Annotated in this window: 17 protein-coding genes and 1 tRNA gene; 6 read left to right on the plus strand and 12 right to left on the minus strand. The window is 39.3% G+C overall.

From position 1 onward, the window contains the following. Positions 1-3 precede the first annotated feature (3 nt). The 3 genes from ACE3G9_RS03110 to ACE3G9_RS03120 all read right to left on the minus strand — a co-directional run bounded on the left by ACE3G9_RS03110 (position 4) and on the right by ACE3G9_RS03120 (position 3,810). A complete protein-coding gene (locus ACE3G9_RS03110; RefSeq protein ID WP_417880023.1) occupies positions 4-762 on the minus strand; it encodes a fimbrial biogenesis chaperone in 759 nt (252 codons plus the stop codon). A 23-nt stretch (positions 763-785) separates the two neighbouring features. Next, positions 786-3,251 (minus strand): fimbria/pilus outer membrane usher protein, encoded by a 2,466-nt coding sequence (locus ACE3G9_RS03115; RefSeq protein ID WP_449218455.1) that lies wholly within the window; start codon positions 3,249-3,251, stop codon positions 786-788. 61 nt (positions 3,252-3,312) lie between these two features. After that, on the minus strand, positions 3,313-3,810 hold the full coding sequence (locus ACE3G9_RS03120) for a fimbrial protein (protein WP_417880135.1): 498 nt from the start codon (positions 3,808-3,810) through the stop codon (positions 3,313-3,315). Positions 3,811-4,234: 424 nt separating this feature from the next. On the opposite strand from ACE3G9_RS03120, the gene ACE3G9_RS03125 reads away from it, so the two are divergent. Then, on the plus strand, positions 4,235-4,894 hold the full coding sequence (locus tag ACE3G9_RS03125; RefSeq protein WP_449218456.1) for a winged helix-turn-helix domain-containing protein: 660 nt from the start codon (positions 4,235-4,237) through the stop codon (positions 4,892-4,894). Between the two features lie 237 nt (positions 4,895-5,131). On the opposite strand, the gene ACE3G9_RS03130 is transcribed toward ACE3G9_RS03125, so the two are convergent. From ACE3G9_RS03130 to rpsU, 6 genes are all read right to left on the minus strand, one after another. Further along, on the minus strand, positions 5,132-5,329 hold the full coding sequence (locus tag ACE3G9_RS03130) for a diguanylate cyclase (RefSeq protein WP_417880026.1): 198 nt from the start codon (positions 5,327-5,329) through the stop codon (positions 5,132-5,134). 410 nt (positions 5,330-5,739) lie between these two features. Next, positions 5,740-5,816: transfer RNA gene (locus ACE3G9_RS03135), tRNA-Ile, on the minus strand. Positions 5,817-5,975: 159 nt separating this feature from the next. Beyond that, positions 5,976-7,817, minus strand: coding sequence for an RNA polymerase sigma factor RpoD (gene rpoD, locus ACE3G9_RS03140; RefSeq protein WP_417880028.1), 1,842 nt, complete (start codon positions 7,815-7,817; stop codon positions 5,976-5,978). 120 nt (positions 7,818-7,937) lie between these two features. Continuing rightward, positions 7,938-9,698 carry a DNA primase gene (dnaG, locus tag ACE3G9_RS03145; RefSeq protein WP_449218457.1) on the minus strand — a complete coding sequence of 587 codons (1,761 nt, stop codon included), beginning with the start codon at positions 9,696-9,698 and terminating at the stop codon, positions 7,938-7,940. 164 nt (positions 9,699-9,862) lie between these two features. Beyond that, positions 9,863-10,306, minus strand: coding sequence for a GatB/YqeY domain-containing protein (locus tag ACE3G9_RS03150; RefSeq protein WP_417880030.1), 444 nt, complete (start codon positions 10,304-10,306; stop codon positions 9,863-9,865). Between the two features lie 28 nt (positions 10,307-10,334). Continuing rightward, the gene (rpsU, locus tag ACE3G9_RS03155; protein WP_017024921.1) at positions 10,335-10,550 is read right to left on the minus strand and encodes a 30S ribosomal protein S21; all 216 of its coding nucleotides are present in this window, start codon (positions 10,548-10,550) and stop codon (positions 10,335-10,337) included. Positions 10,551-10,778: 228 nt separating this feature from the next. Here rpsU and tsaD point away from each other — a divergent pair, with 228 nt between their 5' ends. Further along, positions 10,779-11,795 (plus strand): tRNA (adenosine(37)-N6)-threonylcarbamoyltransferase complex transferase subunit TsaD, encoded by a 1,017-nt coding sequence (gene tsaD / locus ACE3G9_RS03160; protein WP_417880031.1) that lies wholly within the window; start codon positions 10,779-10,781, stop codon positions 11,793-11,795. Positions 11,796-11,841: 46 nt separating this feature from the next. On the opposite strand, the gene plsY is transcribed toward tsaD, so the two are convergent. After that, positions 11,842-12,444 carry a glycerol-3-phosphate 1-O-acyltransferase PlsY gene (gene plsY, locus ACE3G9_RS03165; protein ID WP_417880032.1) on the minus strand — a complete coding sequence of 201 codons (603 nt, stop codon included), beginning with the start codon at positions 12,442-12,444 and terminating at the stop codon, positions 11,842-11,844. Between the two features lie 158 nt (positions 12,445-12,602). On the opposite strand from plsY, the gene folB reads away from it, so the two are divergent. Further along, the gene (folB, locus tag ACE3G9_RS03170) at positions 12,603-12,962 is read left to right on the plus strand and encodes a dihydroneopterin aldolase (protein WP_449218458.1); all 360 of its coding nucleotides are present in this window, start codon (positions 12,603-12,605) and stop codon (positions 12,960-12,962) included. After that, positions 12,959-13,441 (plus strand): 2-amino-4-hydroxy-6-hydroxymethyldihydropteridine diphosphokinase, encoded by a 483-nt coding sequence (folK, locus tag ACE3G9_RS03175; protein WP_417880033.1) that lies wholly within the window; start codon positions 12,959-12,961, stop codon positions 13,439-13,441. The genes folB and folK overlap by 4 nt, the downstream gene beginning before the upstream one ends. Before the next feature lie 84 nt (positions 13,442-13,525). Here folK and ACE3G9_RS03180 read toward each other — a convergent pair whose 3' ends face one another. Together ACE3G9_RS03180 and ACE3G9_RS03185 are read right to left on the minus strand one after the other, a co-directional pair. Beyond that, the gene (locus ACE3G9_RS03180) at positions 13,526-14,296 is read right to left on the minus strand and encodes an undecaprenyl-diphosphate phosphatase (protein ID WP_417880034.1); all 771 of its coding nucleotides are present in this window, start codon (positions 14,294-14,296) and stop codon (positions 13,526-13,528) included. A gap of 126 nt (positions 14,297-14,422) precedes the next feature. After that, positions 14,423-15,646 carry a multifunctional CCA addition/repair protein gene (locus ACE3G9_RS03185; RefSeq protein WP_449218459.1) on the minus strand — a complete coding sequence of 408 codons (1,224 nt, stop codon included), beginning with the start codon at positions 15,644-15,646 and terminating at the stop codon, positions 14,423-14,425. A gap of 326 nt (positions 15,647-15,972) precedes the next feature. On the opposite strand from ACE3G9_RS03185, the gene ACE3G9_RS03190 reads away from it, so the two are divergent. Both ACE3G9_RS03190 and ACE3G9_RS03195 read left to right on the plus strand, forming a co-directional pair. After that, complete coding sequence (locus tag ACE3G9_RS03190; RefSeq protein WP_449218460.1) at positions 15,973-17,700, plus strand: AAA family ATPase; 1,728 nt, start codon at positions 15,973-15,975, stop codon at positions 17,698-17,700. Next, positions 17,700-18,551: a general secretion pathway protein GspB gene (locus ACE3G9_RS03195; RefSeq protein WP_449218461.1), complete on the plus strand. Its 852-nt coding sequence runs from the start codon at positions 17,700-17,702 to the stop codon at positions 18,549-18,551. The genes ACE3G9_RS03190 and ACE3G9_RS03195 overlap by 1 nt, the downstream gene beginning before the upstream one ends. Positions 18,552-18,611: the final 60 nt, after the last annotated feature.

The raw sequence follows: 18,611 nt of genomic DNA on the forward strand, positions 1-18,611 counted from the left end.
AAGTTACTCCTGCTTCATCTTTTCGGAAAATTGACACATCTCATTATCACACTGATAGAGATTAGTTATTAAAGCGCCATAATCATTTATATGGGTAATATAATAATTTCCTTTAATGAGCAATGAGATTTTTTTTCGGCTATATGGCTTTAGCATCATGGAATCAAGACCTTTTATCTTTTTTTTATGATTATCTGTGATTGAAAAATAAGTAGCATAAAAAGGTGAATTATTTTCAATCCAAACTTGATTGTCTTTTTTTGTTATTTTGGTGCCTTTTGATATAGCTAAATCAATATTAGCAATGCTGCTTAATTGGTCAGGTCTATAAAACATTTTAATAACCGATTCTATTGCAAATTGAATCGATCCCCCTGTATCACCGACTAGCTTTTTGTTTGTTTGTTCTTTATTTTGATCCTTTGGGGGAACTTCACGAACATGGAAGTAAAATAAACTTTCACGATCCAAAGGTAGGCTTTGAGTCATGCCTGTTTTTTCAATTCTCAAAAGTGCATAATCTTGACTTTCAATACGAATTAGAGGGGGAACAACCATAAATGGTTCCATTATTTGAGTTCCTTCATCATTCGTTATCCAAGCTTGAGATAAATAAGGTAAATTCGAAGGGTTTTTCACTCTGATCGTTTCTAATTTACTTTTCTCCGGAAAGATTATTCTTGTGCGATCTAATGCTAATGCTGCTTGAGCATTCTGAATAAAAAAGCACCATATAATAGTTATGATTGATAAAGTTTTCATATAACCTTTAACCTCTAAGTTAATTAGATGCATTCTAATTGACGAATATTGTTATTATTGAGTTGCTCTTCATTTATCGAGATGTGGCAATAATCATTATTACCCCAGCTAACTTTCAAAAATGAAGTATTATTTACACCTGACAAATAAACCGTTTGATCTGAACCTACTATCCCTATTTCTTCATTTGTATTGACATCAAAGATGGAAGCACCAAACGGAATCAATTGTGAACTACTAAGCTGGGCTAAGAAACTTTCTCCTTGACGTGCTCGTATGGTTTGAAAACCAATAGCACCTTCTGTAAGAACGGTACTTTTTATTGAATCTAAAACTTCCACATTGTCGGGTAAAGATTTGTAATCAATAGTATTCCAACTTTTTTGGTAAGGAGTGACACCATTCACGACAGCTAGACCAAATGAATTTGATGACTGTTTTCCCGTTCCTTGAATTGCAACATCAGGAACTTTAGTATCGATTAATAAACGAGTATCTCCTGCATTTAAATTACTGTAAGCAAGACCATGGTTAGTCAATAATAAGGTTCCAGATGCGCTGGCATTCACTTGTCGATAATCATCTGTTTGGTAACTTCCTCCTACCGAAGTGGAAACATAAGAAAAATCTCGATTATACGAACCACTGGCACCAATAGACTGGCCCTCATATTCATCAAATGATAGTCGGTAATTAGCATTACGACTTTCATCCTTTCCTGCATAGGCCATATTTTGTGAATATTTATGATCACTTACTTTTGTTTGCATCGAAACGGTATCCCCATTACCTAATGGGATTGATATTCCAATTCCCCAACCATTTTCATTATCATTTGATAAAGAAGACGTGAGTCCATTTTCATTATTATAATTGGCATATGAATTGACGGAATGATAAATATTTGCATTAACATAAAAGGTTAATCCACTAATAGTAAAAGGTTTTGATGCTGTAATATCATATCGTTCTGAGTAACGACGATTATCCCAATAATTCCTAGAGTTATAAGATAAAAATAAACTAATATCCTTGATGCTTTGAGTTAACGTAATATATTTTTCATCTTTCTTATTGTTATTTGAGGCATATATATTAGCGATAGTATAATCATCATAGGTATGTAAATATTCATCAAATTCATAGAATTGTTTTTCAGAAAATCGATAACCAGCAACGCGAAGACCTAATCCCCAATCAGTTAATGTTGTGTTATAACTAAAGCCATAAGATGTCCCCGTCACTTTTCCTTCCCTTTCAAGCTCTGCTTGAGCGAGAGAGACATCAAAGGATAAGGCACCAAATTGATTAATATTAACCCCACTTCCTAAGGTGTAGGATTGATACTTATTTGAAAGCAGAGTGCCAGAAAATAATGAAAGCGTATTATTCAAACCATAAGCGGATTCTACTGATAAAAAACCTGGCGTATATTCATAATTTTTTGAATTAGGAACCCCCGCAGAAAAGGAATAACGTATTTTTCCTGGGCGAGTAAGATATTGAACATCTGCCCCATTTAATTGATAATTTTGAGTTTTTCCATTTGCCTGCTTAACTTCCACATTAATATCGCCTTGACTGGTTTGTGAAAGATTATTAATGATGTAAGGGCCTGCATTCACATTGACAACTTTAAGCACTCTTCCTTGTTGAGTGATAGTAATTACCGCATTACTGTCTACCGTGCCTGATATCGTTGGAGAGTATCCGCGTAAATAGGATGGCAACATTTTGTCATCATTTTGTAAGTTCACACCTATCATGTTAAAAGAATCATATACACTTGAGGCGAATTGAGTATTACCAAAAGTGAATTTGGATTGGATGTTTCTTATTGGAATATACCCATAATAAGATGTAAATTCTCCACTAGTATCATCGGTTTTTTGATATTGAGCACGTAACCTTACAGGGCCAGTATTAGCACCGAACATTCCATAGGTGGTTAAATTATTGTCCCAACTTGCATCTGAATTTTGTTTTGTTGAGAAGTAATTCATATGATAATCAAGAAAGATTCCTGATATTCCATCATTCCATTGTTTTGGTTCAACAAAGCCATTTTTATAATTTTCAGCTAAATACTCTTGAGGCATCGAAATATCAACGCGTCCTTTCCCCAAATTGATATCAATAGTAGTATATTCTATATTGATCAGTCTAAAGCACTGATTGTCATTGATTGTTGATAATGTTTTTTTGTATATTTTTAATCCTTTTTCATTTAATGGGAGTGACTTTAATGTTTTCTTATCGATACAAAGTTGATTTGAAATAATAGTTAAATTTTCAGTATCTAGATAATCTTGATTAAAGTACAGATCAAGAAGATAGTTTCCATCCTTAATATGGTTTCCTTTTTCAAAGTTACTGAGATCAACTTCATTTTCAGATTTTATAAAGTAACTATTAAATTCAGTTGCATTGGTTGAGCATGAAATAAGAGATATATAAATCAAAAATGCATTGAATAAATGAAAACGCATTATTAAACTCCAAAATTGAGCAATAAAAATAGAGCCCTAGATAAACTAGGGCTTGTTTTTATTATTGATAGCTAACGCGCAATAAAGCCCAAGATTCAGCATTACCAGCTGTGACTGGGGTTGCTGCTGGATCTACGTTGGCTTCATAAGCTGCAGAAAATGAAGCCATGTTTGTACCATCAATCAAAACATTTGATGCGGCCACATCGCCATTATCAATTGGTTGGCCATTATGCAGAATACGCACACCGACACCAGCAGCACCACCTTCTACGCCGAAGAGTTTACCACTCGAATCTGGATTCGATAAGAAAGTAAAATCAGCTGTTTGAGATACCGTTGTATCACAATCGGTTAGTTTTATATTGAATTGAACGGGAGTAGAGCGATCACCATTCGCTTTAAATATGTGAGTAGGGTGTTGTCCTAGTTGGATAGTTTGATCCATGCTATTTGGGGATAAACCACATGCTGATTCAACAATTTCACCTTTAAAATAAACATTTGTTGTGTTGTCTGACATTGCAGGTGCTGATAGGAAAATACTAAAAATACTCATTGCAGTAAGAGGTAACCCTGCCTTTAAAGCAATGTTCTTTTTGTTTTTGTTCATTTTTAAAACTCCGTTCTGTTTATGATTTATGAGAATAACTGTTTATTTAAATTTTTATTCTCATTTTAATTGAGCTCTATTTTTGGTATTTAAAATGTAAGCTCAACAAATCAAATTAGAGCTTATCTTTAATGTTTTCACAAAGTGAAACAGAATAATTAATTATGAAATAGAATAATTCATTAATTTTCATCTAAATAAATATGAAATGACGACATGTTAATATTAAAAATATGTTGTAAATAGTAATATGAACTGATAGTTATTTTTCTTCGGGAGTATTTGTTTCAAGGGATGTTAAGTTATAGATTTCATTGTGGTTTTATTTTTTGATTTATAATTGATTATATTAGAGTATTAAGGGGTTAAAATGGAAGTTTATAAATGCACTACCTATGAAGCATCGTTTAGTATGCATCGATATGAATTTATAGATGGTAGTATGTTTTTGCCTGAAAAGTTTTCAATATCATTGTCGGATGGTGAGGTTATAGCATTAGGTTATAATGAATGTATGGCTTTATGCACTCTTTTGGAATATAAAAATGAATTTGTCATGAGAAAATTATTAATTAAAAATATTTGGGGGGATAGGGGGGTTTTAGTTGATGAAAATAGTCTTAACCAATGTATATCAAGATTAAGAAAGCAAATAAATAATACTGTGTTAAGGGCGATAGTGCATATAGAAACTTTACCTAAAGTTGGGTATAAGATTGAAATCGCAACTAGCTTATCAAAGGATGACATTAAATTAGCGAAAAGTTCTGATGTTGGAATTATAGATAAGTCAAAACATAATCTTGCCTTATTTGTTTTTATAAGTTTTATTATTCATCTGTTGATAATTTTTTATCATGATGAAATAGTTGATTTAATTAACGGGAATGATGTTGTTTCTATAATTATTCAAGATAATGAAAATATAGAGAAGGGATTAAGGAGTAACGGTAAAGCAATGATGGTTTATTGTGAAAAAGGTACTTTATCGTCAGAAAAAAATAGTTATTATAGTTTAAGTTCTAACTAATTTTAATTATTTTTCTTGGTAAGGTTTTTCTCGGTTTTTTGTCATTAATTTTTTAGAGGTAATAAGATTGCCTCTAATTTCTATTTTTTAGTTTGATTATAAAAACATTTTTTGTGAATGTTTCTTATTTACTGGCTATTGGGCGTGTATATTGAATAAAAGTAAATCTCATCATGTCCGAAATTTTTACTATTTTATCGAATTGGCTGATCTACGATATTGCCACTTACCTCGTTATCAACCTATCATTGACGCATTTTCGTTTGTAGTATGACTAATTGCTGATCTAAATTTAATATTAGGTGAGAAGATGATGGCGAACTCTTCACCACCGAGTCGTGTCACTAAGCTTTTTGGGTGAGAATGTTCACGTAAAATATCGGCAATACTAACTGAGACATGATCGCCAACCACATGACCCCATCCATCATTCACTTTCTAAACGGATTTTTATTAAAGCTTGCTAATTTGGCTAACTTAATTTTTTGATCAGCAAAGGTGAGTTTATAAGCGAAATCTCGTTCACGACCGTAAATATTTAAAGCTATAACAAATTGATTTACTTCGTGGAAAACTTTGTTCTTTCTCTCGTATTATCAAAATCATGATACGAATGAACAAGTAGTCAGCAGGCGAGTGAAACTGAAAAGAAAACGGTTACAATGATGCTGCCCACAAGTAGCGGGAAATACCAAAGCGAGGGATTGAGTGGATGCGAGTTTTCATTGGGTTTAGCATGACTACCGTATGAACATGTACCGATCAAACCGTTCAGTATAAGCCAAAGGGGGCTTTATTCTCACCTTAGAGAATAAAAAAGACGCCCTTGAGCGTCTTCTTTGAAATGGTGGCCCCACACAGACTTGAACTGTGGACCTAACGATTATGAGTCGTGCGCTCTAACCAACTGAGCTATGGGGCCAAATTGTTGCACGATTATAGGGGAATGAGTTCTTAGTGTCTAGATGTGTAAGCCTAGATTGTGTTTAGTTTTTATCCACTTAAACCTGTTTCTTATTTCAGATATTAAAAAGGTGAGTATAGAACTCACCTTTTTAATCAGAAATGTATCCGATTTGGCTTATTCGTCCAAGAAACTACGTAGTGTTTCTGAGCGGCTCGGGTGGCGAAGTTTACGTAATGCTTTCGCTTCAATCTGACGAATACGTTCACGAGTTACGTCGAATTGTTTACCCACTTCTTCCAATGTGTGGTCAGTATTCATATCGATACCGAAACGCATACGAAGTACTTTTGCCTCACGAGGTGTTAGACCCGCTAACACATCTTTAGTTGCAAACTTCAAGCTAGTCGAGGTAGCTGAATCTAAAGGTAGCTCAAGCGTAGTATCTTCAATGAAATCACCTAGGTGAGAATCTTCATCATCACCAATAGGAGTTTCCATTGAAATTGGCTCTTTAGCAATTTTTAGTACTTTGCGAATTTTGTCTTCAGGCATTTGCATACGTTCAGCCAATTCTTCTGGTAAAGGTTCACGACCCATTTCTTGAAGCATCTGACGAGAGATACGGTTCAATTTGTTAATGGTTTCGATCATGTGTACCGGAATACGAATCGTACGGGCTTGGTCAGCAATTGAACGAGTGATCGCCTGACGAATCCACCATGTTGCATAAGTCGAAAACTTATAACCACGACGGTATTCGAACTTATCAACCGCTTTCATTAGGCCAATGTTACCTTCTTGAATAAGATCCAAGAATTGTAGGCCACGGTTAGTGTATTTTTTCGCAATCGAAATAACTAAACGTAAGTTTGCTTCAACCATTTCTTTCTTCGCACGACGAGCTTTTGCTTCACCGATTGACATGCGACGGCTGATATCTTTGATCGTTTGCACATTCAAAGAGGTTTCTTCTTCGATTGATTTTAGCTTGAAGATACTACGGCGCAGCTCTTCTTCGCTTTGTTTTATTTTATCTGCATAAGGTTTACCAGATGCTAGAACTTCATCTAACCATGCATCTGATGATTCATTACCCGTAAAGGCTTGCACAAATGCTTTTTTCGGCATTTTCCCGTATTCAACACAAGTACGAATAATTAAACGTTCTTGAGTACGTACACGATCCATTGAGTTTTTAAGATTATTAACTAAATAATCAAACTGTTTTGGAATCAGACGGAATTGACGGAAAACATCAAGAAATTCTTGTTTACTATCAGAAATGGCTTTGCTGTCACGACCGTGTTCATTGATCGCAAGTTGCAGGTTCTGATAAGTATTACGAAGCTCAGTAAAGCGCTCTAGAGCAAGCTCAGGATCGATGCCTGTATCTTCCTCTTCTTCGTCCTCATCTGAATCAGAATCTTCATCATCGTCATCCAAATCATCATCAGTAACAGCAAGCTCTGAGCCAACATGTGTTGCAGTTGGTGCGGCATTACCATCATCATCAGGATCAACGAAACCTGAAATAATGTCAGTTAAACGAAGTTCTTCAGCTTGAACTTTATCAAATTGCTCAAGAATGTAAGAAATAGTGCCTGGGTATTCAGCGACTGAACATTGTACTTGGTTGATGCCATCTTCAATGCGTTTAGCAATGTCGATCTCACCTTCACGAGTTAAAAGTTCAACCGTACCCATTTCACGCATGTACATGCGCACTGGGTCAGTAGTTCGGCCAATTTCACTTTCTACACTTGAAAGTGCGGCTGCTGCAGCTTCGGCAGCGTCTTCATCTGCTACTGCCTCATTCAACATAAGATCGTCCGCATCAGGTGCGGTTTCAACGACTTGGATACCCATGTCGTTAATCATTTGAATGATGTCTTCTACCTGTTCTGAATCTACGATTTCTTCAGGTAGGTGGTCATTTACTTCGGCGTAGGTCAGATAGCCTTGTTCCTTACCTTTTGCGACAAGTAACTTTAGCTGTGACTGCGGATTTTGATCCATCGACGATATCCAACTTGAGGTCTGAGTGAAGAATATTAGTATGCGAAATGCAAACCGCCAATTATAACAAATTTAATCATTGCTCGCCACTTAAGAACATTTTCTTAGGACGTTGCTGAACTAAGGACGTTGAAGAATAAGATCTTGCAACTCCCGTTTTTCCTCGACTGATAAGCCGGAGCTTCTTTCTTTCGCTTGCAAAGTTTCAATTTGTTTTTCAATACATTGGGCTAGTATTTTATCCAATGTATCTAAAAATACATCTTGTTCATTATCATCATTGAGGGGGATATCCCAATTCATTAAGCGCGATAATAATGGTTCATTTTGTTGATCTCGCCAGTGTTCCATTAACTGGGCAGACTTGATATGGGGATTTTCTCGACAAATATCAAGTACATTTAATAATAAACTTAAACCAGGTAAGTCTATATGGCGAATTGTATCTAAGTTTGGTGTTAATTCAGCATAGCTGGGTTTTTGCAAAAGTAACGCAATAACCACGCGCATAGGTGTACGTTTTATCTCTTTATGTGGTTGAGGCGTTGTTTGAGGTTGACTATCTTTAGCGATTAATTGCTGTAATTGACGTTCATCCAATAACCCGAGCTTTTTACCTAATAAGTCCCTCAAGTATAGACGCAATGTACCACCTGGCACTTTTTCTATTAATGGTACTACCAATGAGGTTAATTTTGCCTTACCTTCATTGCTACTGGTATCTACTTGTTGCATCAAGGTTGAGAATAAAAACTCTGACAAAGATGTTGCATGGAATACCTGTTGCTCAAATTGTTCTTTACCATATTCGCGAATGTAAGAATCTGGATCTTCACCATCGGGTAAGAACATAAATTTTAATTGTCGACCGTCAGTTAAATACGGTAGAGCGTTTTCCATGGCTCGCCAGGCTGCTTCTCGGCCAGCGCGGTCACCATCGTAACAACAGACCACTGTACCTGTTTGGCGAAATAGCATTTGCATGTGATCGCCAGTCGTCGAAGTCCCTAGTGCTGCAACTGAGTAATCCACACCGTATTGCGCTAAGGCCACCACATCCATATAGCCTTCGACCACTAAAATTTGTGTAGGTTCACGATGGCTTTGTAGGACATCGTATAAGCCGTATAGCTCTTTACCTTTATGGAAAACTGGGGTTTCTGGTGAGTTTAAATATTTCGGTTTTTCATCACCGAGTACACGGCCACCAAAACCAATCACTCGCCCACGACGATCTCGAATCGGGAACATGATACGACCACGAAAACGGTCGTAACGGTTGCCTTTATCGTTTTCAATCAGCATGCCGCCTTCAACCAACATATCCTGTACGGCTTTTTGTTGACCAAAGTTTTTACGCACATTATCCCATTCATCTGGGACATAACCGATGCCAAACTTTTGTACGATCTCGCCGGATAAGCCGCGATTTTTAAGGTATTCAATCGCCGGTTTATTGGCGGCAACTTTTAACTGAGACCGATAATATTGACTAATACTTCCCAGTAAATCGTATAAATTGCGTTTCTGCTCCGCGTTAGCGCGTGGGGCATTATTTTGGAAGTTGCCACCGCCGCGTTGTTCGCGAGGAACATCAAGGCCCAGTATTCCAGCTAATTCTTCAATCGCTTCTACGAACTCAAGCCGTTCGTATTCCATCATGAAATCAATAGCATTGCCGTGTACACCACAGCCAAAGCAATGATAAGTTTGACGGTCAGGGCTGACAATAAAAGAGGGTGTTTTTTCATTATGAAACGGGCAACATGCACTGTAGTTTTTACCTTGTTTCTTGAGTTTGACGCGTGGATCAACAAGATCGACGATATCAACTCGAGCAAGAAGGTCATCAATGAAACTACGTGGGATGTGTCCTGCCATAAAGAATAAAATCCGATTTACGAGTCTAGGGCGCTACGCTTCTCGGGTTTCGATAGAGCTATCGAGATACGAGTCACGAGCTTTCGATTGTCGTGTTTATAAATACAAACAAGCCGTGCAACTCCAAAGAAGTGCACGGCTTGATTTAATTTAAGCTGGAGAAATTAAGCTAACTTAGAACGAACTAAGCCACTTACTTTACCCATGTCTGCACGGCCTTGAAGTAGAGGTTTTAATACCCCCATTACGTTCCCCATGTCTTGCATGCCCGCGGCACCAGAGTCAGTAATTGCTTTATCAATTAAAGCAGCTACTTCTTCATCGCTAAGCGGTTGAGGCATAAATTCCTCTAGAACGGTAATTTCAGCTTTTTCAGCATCTGCAAGATCTTGACGATTTGCAGCTTCATATTGCGTAACAGAATCGCGACGCTGTTTAACCATTTTAGTCAACACCGCAAGAATGTCATCGTCGCCCAGAGTAATCTGTTCGTCAACTTCACGTTGCTTAATGGCTGATAGAGCTAAACGGATTGTGCCAAGGCGCGCTTTGTCCTTGGCTTTCATCGCTATTTTTTGCTCTTCTTTAAGTTGGTCAATCAGAGCCATAACTTAAGTCCTTATGGAAGTTAAGTTATTAGTACAAGCGAACGCGACGTGCGTTTTCGCGAGCTAGCTTTTTAGCGTGACGCTTTTGAGCCGCTGCTTTAGCGCGTTTACGTACAGTTGTTGGTTTCTCATAGTGCTCACGACGACGCACTTCAGAAAGAACACCTGCTTTTTCGCAAGAGCGCTTGAAACGACGTAGTGCCACGTCGAACGGTTCGTTATCACGTACTTTAACTACTGGCATATGCCTTTCACCTCAGGGGTTATTCGTTAACGCTGATCGTTGAGTCTGTTCAATTGTTAGCCCAGACATTAATCAGCTAGATCAAAAATGGTGCGGAATTTTAATCCGATCGCTACCCATTTGTAAAGCATTATAAAGGGAAGATCTGGTTAAATTTTTTCCGAGGCGGTAAGATTACGCTCAATTCTAGAAAAATCAACCGATGTACCAAGAAGTACTGGGATAACTATGCGAATTTTAGGTATTGAAACCTCATGTGATGAAACCGGCATTGCGATTTATGATGAAGAGCAAGGGTTATTATCTCATCAATTATATAGCCAAGTGAAATTACATGCTGATTATGGTGGTGTAGTGCCGGAGTTGGCCTCTCGTGATCATGTAAAAAAAACCATTCCATTGATTAAAGCGGCTCTGAAAGAAGCGGGTGTAACGTCAAAAGATATTGATGGGGTAGCTTATACTGCTGGCCCGGGCTTGGTTGGCGCATTATTAGTTGGCGCAACGATTGGTCGCAGCCTTGCTTATGCGTGGAATGTTCCCGCGGTGCCGGTTCATCATATGGAAGGGCATCTGTTAGCGCCAATGCTAGAAGATAATCCACCTGATTTCCCGTTTGTCGCTTTGCTCGTCTCTGGTGGTCACACCATGATGGTGGAAGTCAAAGCGATTGGTGAGTACCACATTTTAGGCGAATCCATTGATGACGCCGCGGGTGAAGCATTTGATAAAACTGCTAAGTTGATGGGCTTAGATTACCCGGGAGGGCCTTTGCTATCTCGTTTGGCGGAAAATGGCACTAAAGGTCGCTTTAAGTTTCCGCGTCCAATGACGGATCGACCAGGACTTGATTTTAGTTTCTCTGGTTTAAAAACCTTTGCGGCTAATACCATTGCGGCAAATGATAACGATGATCAAACTCGCGCAGACATTGCTTATGCTTTCCAAGAAGCGGTATGTGACACCTTAGTGATTAAGTGTCGTCGTGCACTAGAACAAACCGGACTAAAGCGTATCGTGATTGCAGGCGGAGTAAGTGCTAACAAGCAACTGAGGCTTTCGCTAGAAGCACTAGCACAAAAAGTAGGTGGCGCGGTGTATTATCCTCGTACTGAATTTTGTACTGATAATGGCGCGATGATTGCTTATGCGGGGATGCAGCGTTTACGTAATGGTGAGATGACCGATCTTTCTGTTCAAGCTCAACCACGTTGGCCTATTGATCATTTAAAGCCGATTGAATAAATTCGATGACAATACAATGAATAAACGGCAGCCTAGGTTGCTGTTTTTATTTGGAAGGTAATTTCTTTTTATTGATCTTAGGCTCACTACCATCAATCAAGCGTTTAATGTTTTGGTGGTGTCTAAAGATGATTAAGCAAGAGAGCATTGCCACAGGAATGGTGTATTGCGGTTTGACTAACCAAGTATAAAATGGTGCAAGCAGTGATGTGACAATGGCAGCAAGCGATGAATAGCGGCTAAAGAAAAACGTAATAAGCCATGTTGCCATCACCATGCCGGTTAAATCGAACCCAATCGGTGCCATAGTCCCTACCGCAGTCGCTACGCCTTTGCCACCTTTAAAATGGAAGAAGATTGGGTAGATATGCCCTAAACAAGTGGCAACCCCAATAAAACCAAGAATCAGTGGTTCTATACCTAGGTAGTAACTTCCCCAAACCGGAAGCATTCCTTTCAAAATATCACACAGCAATACACCAAACGCAGCCCATTTTCCCCCGACCCGCAATACATTGGTTGCACCAGGGTTGTTTGAACCTTGAAGGCGTGGGTCTGGCAATTTGCACATTCGACAGATCAGCACCGCACTCGAAATTGACCCGAGTAAATAGGCGAGAATGATCAATATAAGTGCCAGAATGCTCATAGTCTTCCTAGACGGTAGTGTGAAGTTGGGAGTTTGTAGTATATTTTGCGCATATTACGTGTTTTTATCTCACTTGGGTATCCGATGAGTCGTAATCTTAGAAATTCAATCATATTAATTTTTATAAGAAAGAATCTAATTTATTAAAAGGAAGCAGCATGGCCTTGGACAAAGTATTTATTGATCAATTAGAAGTGATTACCACGATTGGCGCTTACGATTGGGAGCAAGATATTAAACAAAAATTGGTTCTCAATATTGAAATGGCTCATGACAACCGTCCGGCAGGCAAAAGTGATGATGTCAATGATGCATTAGATTACGCTCAAGTGAGTCAAGCGGTATTAAATCATATTGAGAATGGTCACTTTCAACTAGTTGAGCGAGTCGCCGAAGAAGTGGCAGAACTTATCATGACAACCTTTGCAGTGCCTTGGGTGAAAATTCACTTAATTAAGCCTGGTGCCGTACCACAAGCGAAAGGCGTAGGCGTGATTATTGAACGAGGCCAAATGTGACGCTCAGTTATATTGGAGTAGGCAGTAATCTCGAACCTAAAAAGCATGTAAAGGCCGCCTTTGACGAGCTTAGCTTGCTGGGTGAATTAAGATCTTCCACGGTTTATCAATGTCAGCCCGTTGGCTTTGATAGTCATGCTTTTTATAACCTAGTGTTTGAACTGGAAACGTTATTAAGTTTGTCTGAATTGCAAATCAAGCTTAGAGAGATTGAGTTGAAGTGGGGCCGCGAGGTTGAGGCACAAAAGTTCCAAGACCGAACTCTAGATTTGGATATTCTGTTGTATGGAAACGTGGTTTCAACGGTTAAGCCGATCTTGCCAAGAGCTGATATTTTTAATTATGAGTTTGTTTTGCAGCCGTTATATGAATTATGCCCAGATTTGAGTGTACCAAATGATGGACGAACTATTCGCCAGCTATGGGATGGTTTTACGCCAAAAGGTAGTTTGCAAGCGGTTCCGTTTGATTTTCGTTAATACTGGCGGTTCATCCAGACCGTAGATACAAAATGGGCGTGATACTTAACCGTATCACGCCCATTTTCTTATATTTGAGTTTGATTAACCCCAAGCCATGCCAAGTAATAACATGCCAAATAGAATGCGGTAGATACCAAACCCGACAAAGGTAAACTTAGCTAAGAAACTGATAAACCATTTAATGACAAAGTAGGCCACAATGAAGGCCGTAACAAAACCAACTGCAAGGTTAGTAACATCAGCGCTAGTGAAGTCTTGGTAGTGCTTTAATAAATCATAACCTGATGCTGCGGCTAAAACCGGTAAGCCAAGTAGGAATGAAAACTCAGCACAGGTTTTACGATTCAATCCGACAAGCATGGCACCAATAATGGTGGAGCCTGCACGGCTAGTACCCGGAATTAGGGCAAATATCTGCGCGAAACCAATCCACATCGCTTGCTTCATCGTGACATCATTAACATCGGTGGTGGGGCAGGATTCTTCTTGGTAATACTTTTCAACCGCGATGAAAATAATCCCGCCGACGATAAACATTACTCCCACTACCGTGACACTAAATAACGCTTTCACTACATCACTCATTAGAAAGCCAATGATACCGATAGGCAAGAAAGCCACCGCGACTTTCACCCAAAGATCAAAGAATCTAGGGTGGAATTTTTCTTTATAGTTAGCGATAACGGCCAAAATGGCAGCTACTTGAATGATGACTTCAAAAGCTTGGTTAGTATCGGTATTGGCAATGCCTAACCAATCACCGACAACGATCATGTGTCCAGTAGATGAAATAGGTAAAAACTCAGTAATACCTTCGATTATTCCTAGGATAATGGAATCAAAAATGGTCATTGGAAGTGTGTATCCCTAATTAGATAGTGTGTTGCTGGTAAAATCACTTACCGGACTACGTTTATGAATGTGGTAGTGCAAAAATTGGCCGCATTGTACGATGATTCCCATAGATAATACAGGGGGTTATTTGAGCTGTTTTACCGCCTGAATGGCAGCTGTTCTTTGCTTATCTAGCTCCTCTCGAATAGCTTGCCCTGTAAAGCCTTGGGAGATAATAGCTTGAACATCAATGCTCACTGCTGCATGATAATAATTTAACATACGCCTTTTTTGTGGATAGGGTTGAGATTCTAATCCTAAGCGCCCTTGATGATCGGCCTGACAACATAATAAAACTTGTTCAAAGCGTTGTGGTTTACGCCAAGCATCAAGCTGGTTAAGCAATTTGAGTGCCGTTGAAGCTTTGAGTTCCATGGTGCGGTGAATATTAGAATGATGCTGGCAAACTAATAGTGCTAAATCGCGGCACTCATTGGGAACGGTCAAGCGTTGGCAAAGTTGTTTGATCCGTTTTAGACCAGTATGACAATGCATTTTATGACTTGGCCCTTCTGATTTAGGTGTGATGGCTTTACCTAGATCATGCACTTGTGCGGCAAAGCGTACTGCAATATCTGAACTTAATTGGGCGGCTTGTTTGGCTACCATTAAAGTGTGGATGCCAGTATCAATTTCTGGGTGCCAGCACTCAGGTTGCGGAACGCCAAATAACGCATCAATTTCCGGTAAAATCACGGCTAGTGCACCGCATTGTTTTAAAGTTTCTAGAAACACGTGTGGAGAGTCGGTATTCAATGATTTTTGCCATTCTTGCCATACGCGCTCAGCCGTCAAATATTTTAATTCGCCAGAATCCACAATTTGCTGCATTAATTGCATAGTTTCAGGGGCGATGGTAAAGCCAAAGGGTTGTAATTTAGCAGCAAACCTTGCGACACGTAGCACACGCAGTGGATCTTCGCTAAAAGCCGGGGAGACATGACGTATTATTCGATCTTGTAGATCTTTTTCGCCATGGTAAGGATCGTGTAATGTACCATCTGAGCTTTGTGCAATGGCATTGATTGTCAGATCACGGCGAGCTAAGTCCTCTTCCAAGGTTACATCGGGCGCGTAGTGGCATTCAAAACCAGTATAACCTTGCCCCGATTTACGTTCGGTACGAGCTAGTGCGTATTCTTCCTGTGTTTTAGGGTGAAGAAATACCGGGAAATCTTGCCCGACTGCACGAAAGCCTTGTGCCAACATTTCTTGCGGGCTGCTACCAACCACCATCCAGTCTCTATCGTAACTTGGAATGCCAAGAAGTCGGTCACGCACGGCACCGCCTACCAGATAAATTTTCACCCTAATTCCTTTTTTACCATCATATTGATCGGCAGTTTAGCAACAATACCAACTCCAACAAATAACTGATTATCTTAGCTTGTTAAAAAACTCGCTAACTGCGTTATAAAATTTGCATGTAGAACCACTACTAACAGAAATTTTATGCCTTGTTATCAAGCTTTTTCCCTACGCTAATTTAGACCACTTATTTATCGGAATGGGTATAAACTAGAACTTCGCCACGATGAAGCGGTCAGTAAGTATAAATTTAGTCTTGATTGGTGTACTTTAGGGCATCTGATTTTAGCTATCGACAGCTTTTCTTTTCTGGTTTGAGAGTGTACATGTACAAGGATTTTTTTGGTTTATCAGAACTGCCGTTTACGATTGTTCCTAGCTCTCGTTATATTTTTCTGAGTGCGCGTCACCGTGAAGCTATGAATCACTTACAAGCGGGTTTAGGTGGTGGCGGTGGTTTTGCCTTGCTCACCGGTGAAGTTGGTACGGGAAAAACCACCGTTTCTAAAGCGCTACTTTCAGTATTAGAGTCGAATGTTAAAACCGGACTCTTGTTGAATCCAACCTATACCAGCACAGATTTGTTAGAAGCGATTTGTGATGAGTTTTCTATTGGTTATCAAGCATCAGCCAGCCTTAAGCAACTCACTCAAGCGATCTACCAATACTTACTGGATAACCATGGTAAGGGCATCAAAACACTACTGTTGATTGATGAGGCTCAGCACTTATCAGCTGATGTGTTGGAGCAATTACGCTTATTGACCAACTTAGAGACTGAAAGTCAAAAGTTACTTAGAGTGTTATTGATTGGTCAGCCAGAGCTGCAATATAAACTGCAAACCGAAGAGCTGCGCCAACTTGCACAACGTATAACTGGACGTTATCACTTACTGCCTCTCACTACCGATGAAGTTTCTCAATATATTCAATTTCGCTTGCAAGTTGCGGGTGGGCAATATGACATTTTTACAGCCAAAGCGGTTAAGTTGATAGCCAAGCAAACTCAAGGTGTGCCTCGTTTAATCAACTTAGTGTGTGATAAGTGCATGCTGTATGCCTACTATAGTGGCGAGGCTCATGTTTCTTTGTCTAACGCGGAAAAAGCGTGTGAAGATGTAATGAGTTTTCAGCGTCCAATTGGCCGTTCTAATCCTGCGTTAAATGGTAGAGCCGAATTAGCCAATCAATCTCAATCTTGGTTAACGTATATCGCAAGTTTGTCAGTGGGGTGTTTGTTAGCGGCGGCAGCGTGGTTTTGGTTACCGAGTTGGATGGCAAGCGAAAAATTTGAGAGTGCCAAGCTTGAGCCAGTTGCCGCGCCAATCTCATCACAGGTGAATCAAGCTGACAATTTAGCTCAGCCTTTAGATGCTCAAGGTAGCAATGATTTATCATATCAAAGTAACATTTCTCAAAACGACAATGTTGCCGAGTTGGTTGAGCCCTTGATTCGCCAAAGTTATAACCCCATTGCTGCGATGAAAACATTGATGGCCTTATGGGGGTATAAGGTGGCGAATGATGAAGCCAATTGCCAACAAGCCGAGCGTGCGAATTTATACTGCTACCAAGATTCTGGTACTTTAAATGATCTGGCGGCCATTAATCGCCCAGCCATGCTGACGCTACAAGATCAATATCATTCTTATTTTGCCATTTTATATAAATTGTCTGATGACAAGGCGCAATTACTTCTCGCAAATAAAAGAATTGAAGTTCCAACCCAATGGCTGAAACAACACTGGAGCGGAGAGTATCAGTTATTGTGGCATAGTGAGTTTGCTGGTCAAACTTTGAAACTGAACTCTCAAGGGCCGGAAGTTGCTAAATTGAATGATTTATTATCTCAAGTATTAGGTGAACCGTTAAAAGAGCGTCGTCAGTTTGATCAAAGTGTGAAGAATAAAGTGGAAGCCTTTCAAATGTGGCAAGGCATTAATGTTGATGGTATCGCAGGCAAAAGAACACTGATGCTGCTTGATAGTTATGTTAATAATAAAGCGCCGAGTGTGGTTGATAATATCTTACCGTTAGCCACGGAGGATAAGTAATGTCCGAAGTAATGAAAGCACTTCAACAATCAGAGCGAGCTTATCAAGCGCAAATATCACAGCCTCATTTATCCTCCCCAGCTCTCGTTAATGCCAGAAAAATCACGCGCTGGTGGTTGGTTGGGCTGTTTGCTGTGTTACCTATTATTGTGATATTGGCAGTGATGACTTATTTGCATTTCAATCAGACAGCGAACACATCGTCTCAGCTTGAAGCTACAGGTACTTCAAAAAATCAAAAACAAGCGACTAGGCTTGAGCAAAAAAAATCAAGTGGGAAAAGTGAGCCATTGGCCAAGTTGTTACCTTATCCTGAACTAACCGGATTAGTGGTATTACCCAAATTGGTCGCTAAACCTTTACCAATAAAAACTAAACCGATCACGACCGTGACTCGACATAATGCGCCATCAGAAGGACAGCGCATTAAAACGGATCAAGTCAATGTTAGCCATGCCTCAAAGCAAGATTGGAATGTCGATGATCTTGATCTTTCTGGCTTATCACCGGAGCTTGCTCAGCGTTTTCAATCAGCACTAGAAAAACATCCTGCTCAAAGTAAGCCTCAAACGAAAATCACCTCGATGCCTACTAAGCCGCAAGATGCGATTAATTTGGTGGGGCATGAAAGTGAGTATCGAGGTCGCCTACCAAAAATGAATTTTGAAACCCACATGTACTCTTCTAAACCTCAAAGCCGTTGGATTAAAGTGAATGGCAATAATGTGCATGAAGGGGAGTGGGTGATTAATAATTTGGTTAAGTTGGACCTGATTTTACCCGGTAGTTTGATTGTGACGTTTGATAATCAACAACTGCAAATTCCAGCCCTGTATGAATGGCAAGGGTAGGTATTGAGGATCTAACATAAGTTAGTTTAAATAAGGATTTCGTGTATTTTATCGTAAGGT

This window comes from Vibrio sp. E150_018, assembly GCF_053544035.1.

What these genes read in the sequence shown, in the direction of transcription:
- ACE3G9_RS03110 (WP_417880023.1), bottom strand. Translation starts at nt 762, where the DNA reads ATGAAAACTTTATCAATCATAACTATTATATGGTGCTTTTTTATTCAG.
- ACE3G9_RS03115 (WP_449218455.1), bottom strand. Translation starts at nt 3,251, where the DNA reads ATGCGTTTTCATTTATTCAATGCATTTTTGATTTATATATCTCTTATT.
- ACE3G9_RS03120 (WP_417880135.1), bottom strand. Translation starts at nt 3,810, where the DNA reads ATGAGTATTTTTAGTATTTTCCTATCAGCACCTGCAATGTCAGACAAC.
- ACE3G9_RS03125 (WP_449218456.1), top strand. Translation starts at nt 4,235, where the DNA reads ATGGAAGTTTATAAATGCACTACCTATGAAGCATCGTTTAGTATGCAT.
- rpoD (WP_417880028.1), bottom strand. Translation starts at nt 7,817, where the DNA reads ATGGATCAAAATCCGCAGTCACAGCTAAAGTTACTTGTCGCAAAAGGT.
- dnaG (WP_449218457.1), bottom strand. Translation starts at nt 9,698, where the DNA reads ATGGCAGGACACATCCCACGTAGTTTCATTGATGACCTTCTTGCTCGA.
- ACE3G9_RS03150 (WP_417880030.1), bottom strand. Translation starts at nt 10,306, where the DNA reads ATGGCTCTGATTGACCAACTTAAAGAAGAGCAAAAAATAGCGATGAAA.
- rpsU (WP_017024921.1), bottom strand. Translation starts at nt 10,550, where the DNA reads ATGCCAGTAGTTAAAGTACGTGATAACGAACCGTTCGACGTGGCACTA.
- tsaD (WP_417880031.1), top strand. Translation starts at nt 10,779, where the DNA reads ATGCGAATTTTAGGTATTGAAACCTCATGTGATGAAACCGGCATTGCG.
- plsY (WP_417880032.1), bottom strand. Translation starts at nt 12,444, where the DNA reads ATGAGCATTCTGGCACTTATATTGATCATTCTCGCCTATTTACTCGGG.
- folB (WP_449218458.1), top strand. Translation starts at nt 12,603, where the DNA reads ATGGCCTTGGACAAAGTATTTATTGATCAATTAGAAGTGATTACCACG.
- ACE3G9_RS03180 (WP_417880034.1), bottom strand. Translation starts at nt 14,296, where the DNA reads ATGACCATTTTTGATTCCATTATCCTAGGAATAATCGAAGGTATTACT.
- ACE3G9_RS03190 (WP_449218460.1), top strand. Translation starts at nt 15,973, where the DNA reads ATGTACAAGGATTTTTTTGGTTTATCAGAACTGCCGTTTACGATTGTT.
- ACE3G9_RS03195 (WP_449218461.1), top strand. Translation starts at nt 17,700, where the DNA reads ATGTCCGAAGTAATGAAAGCACTTCAACAATCAGAGCGAGCTTATCAA.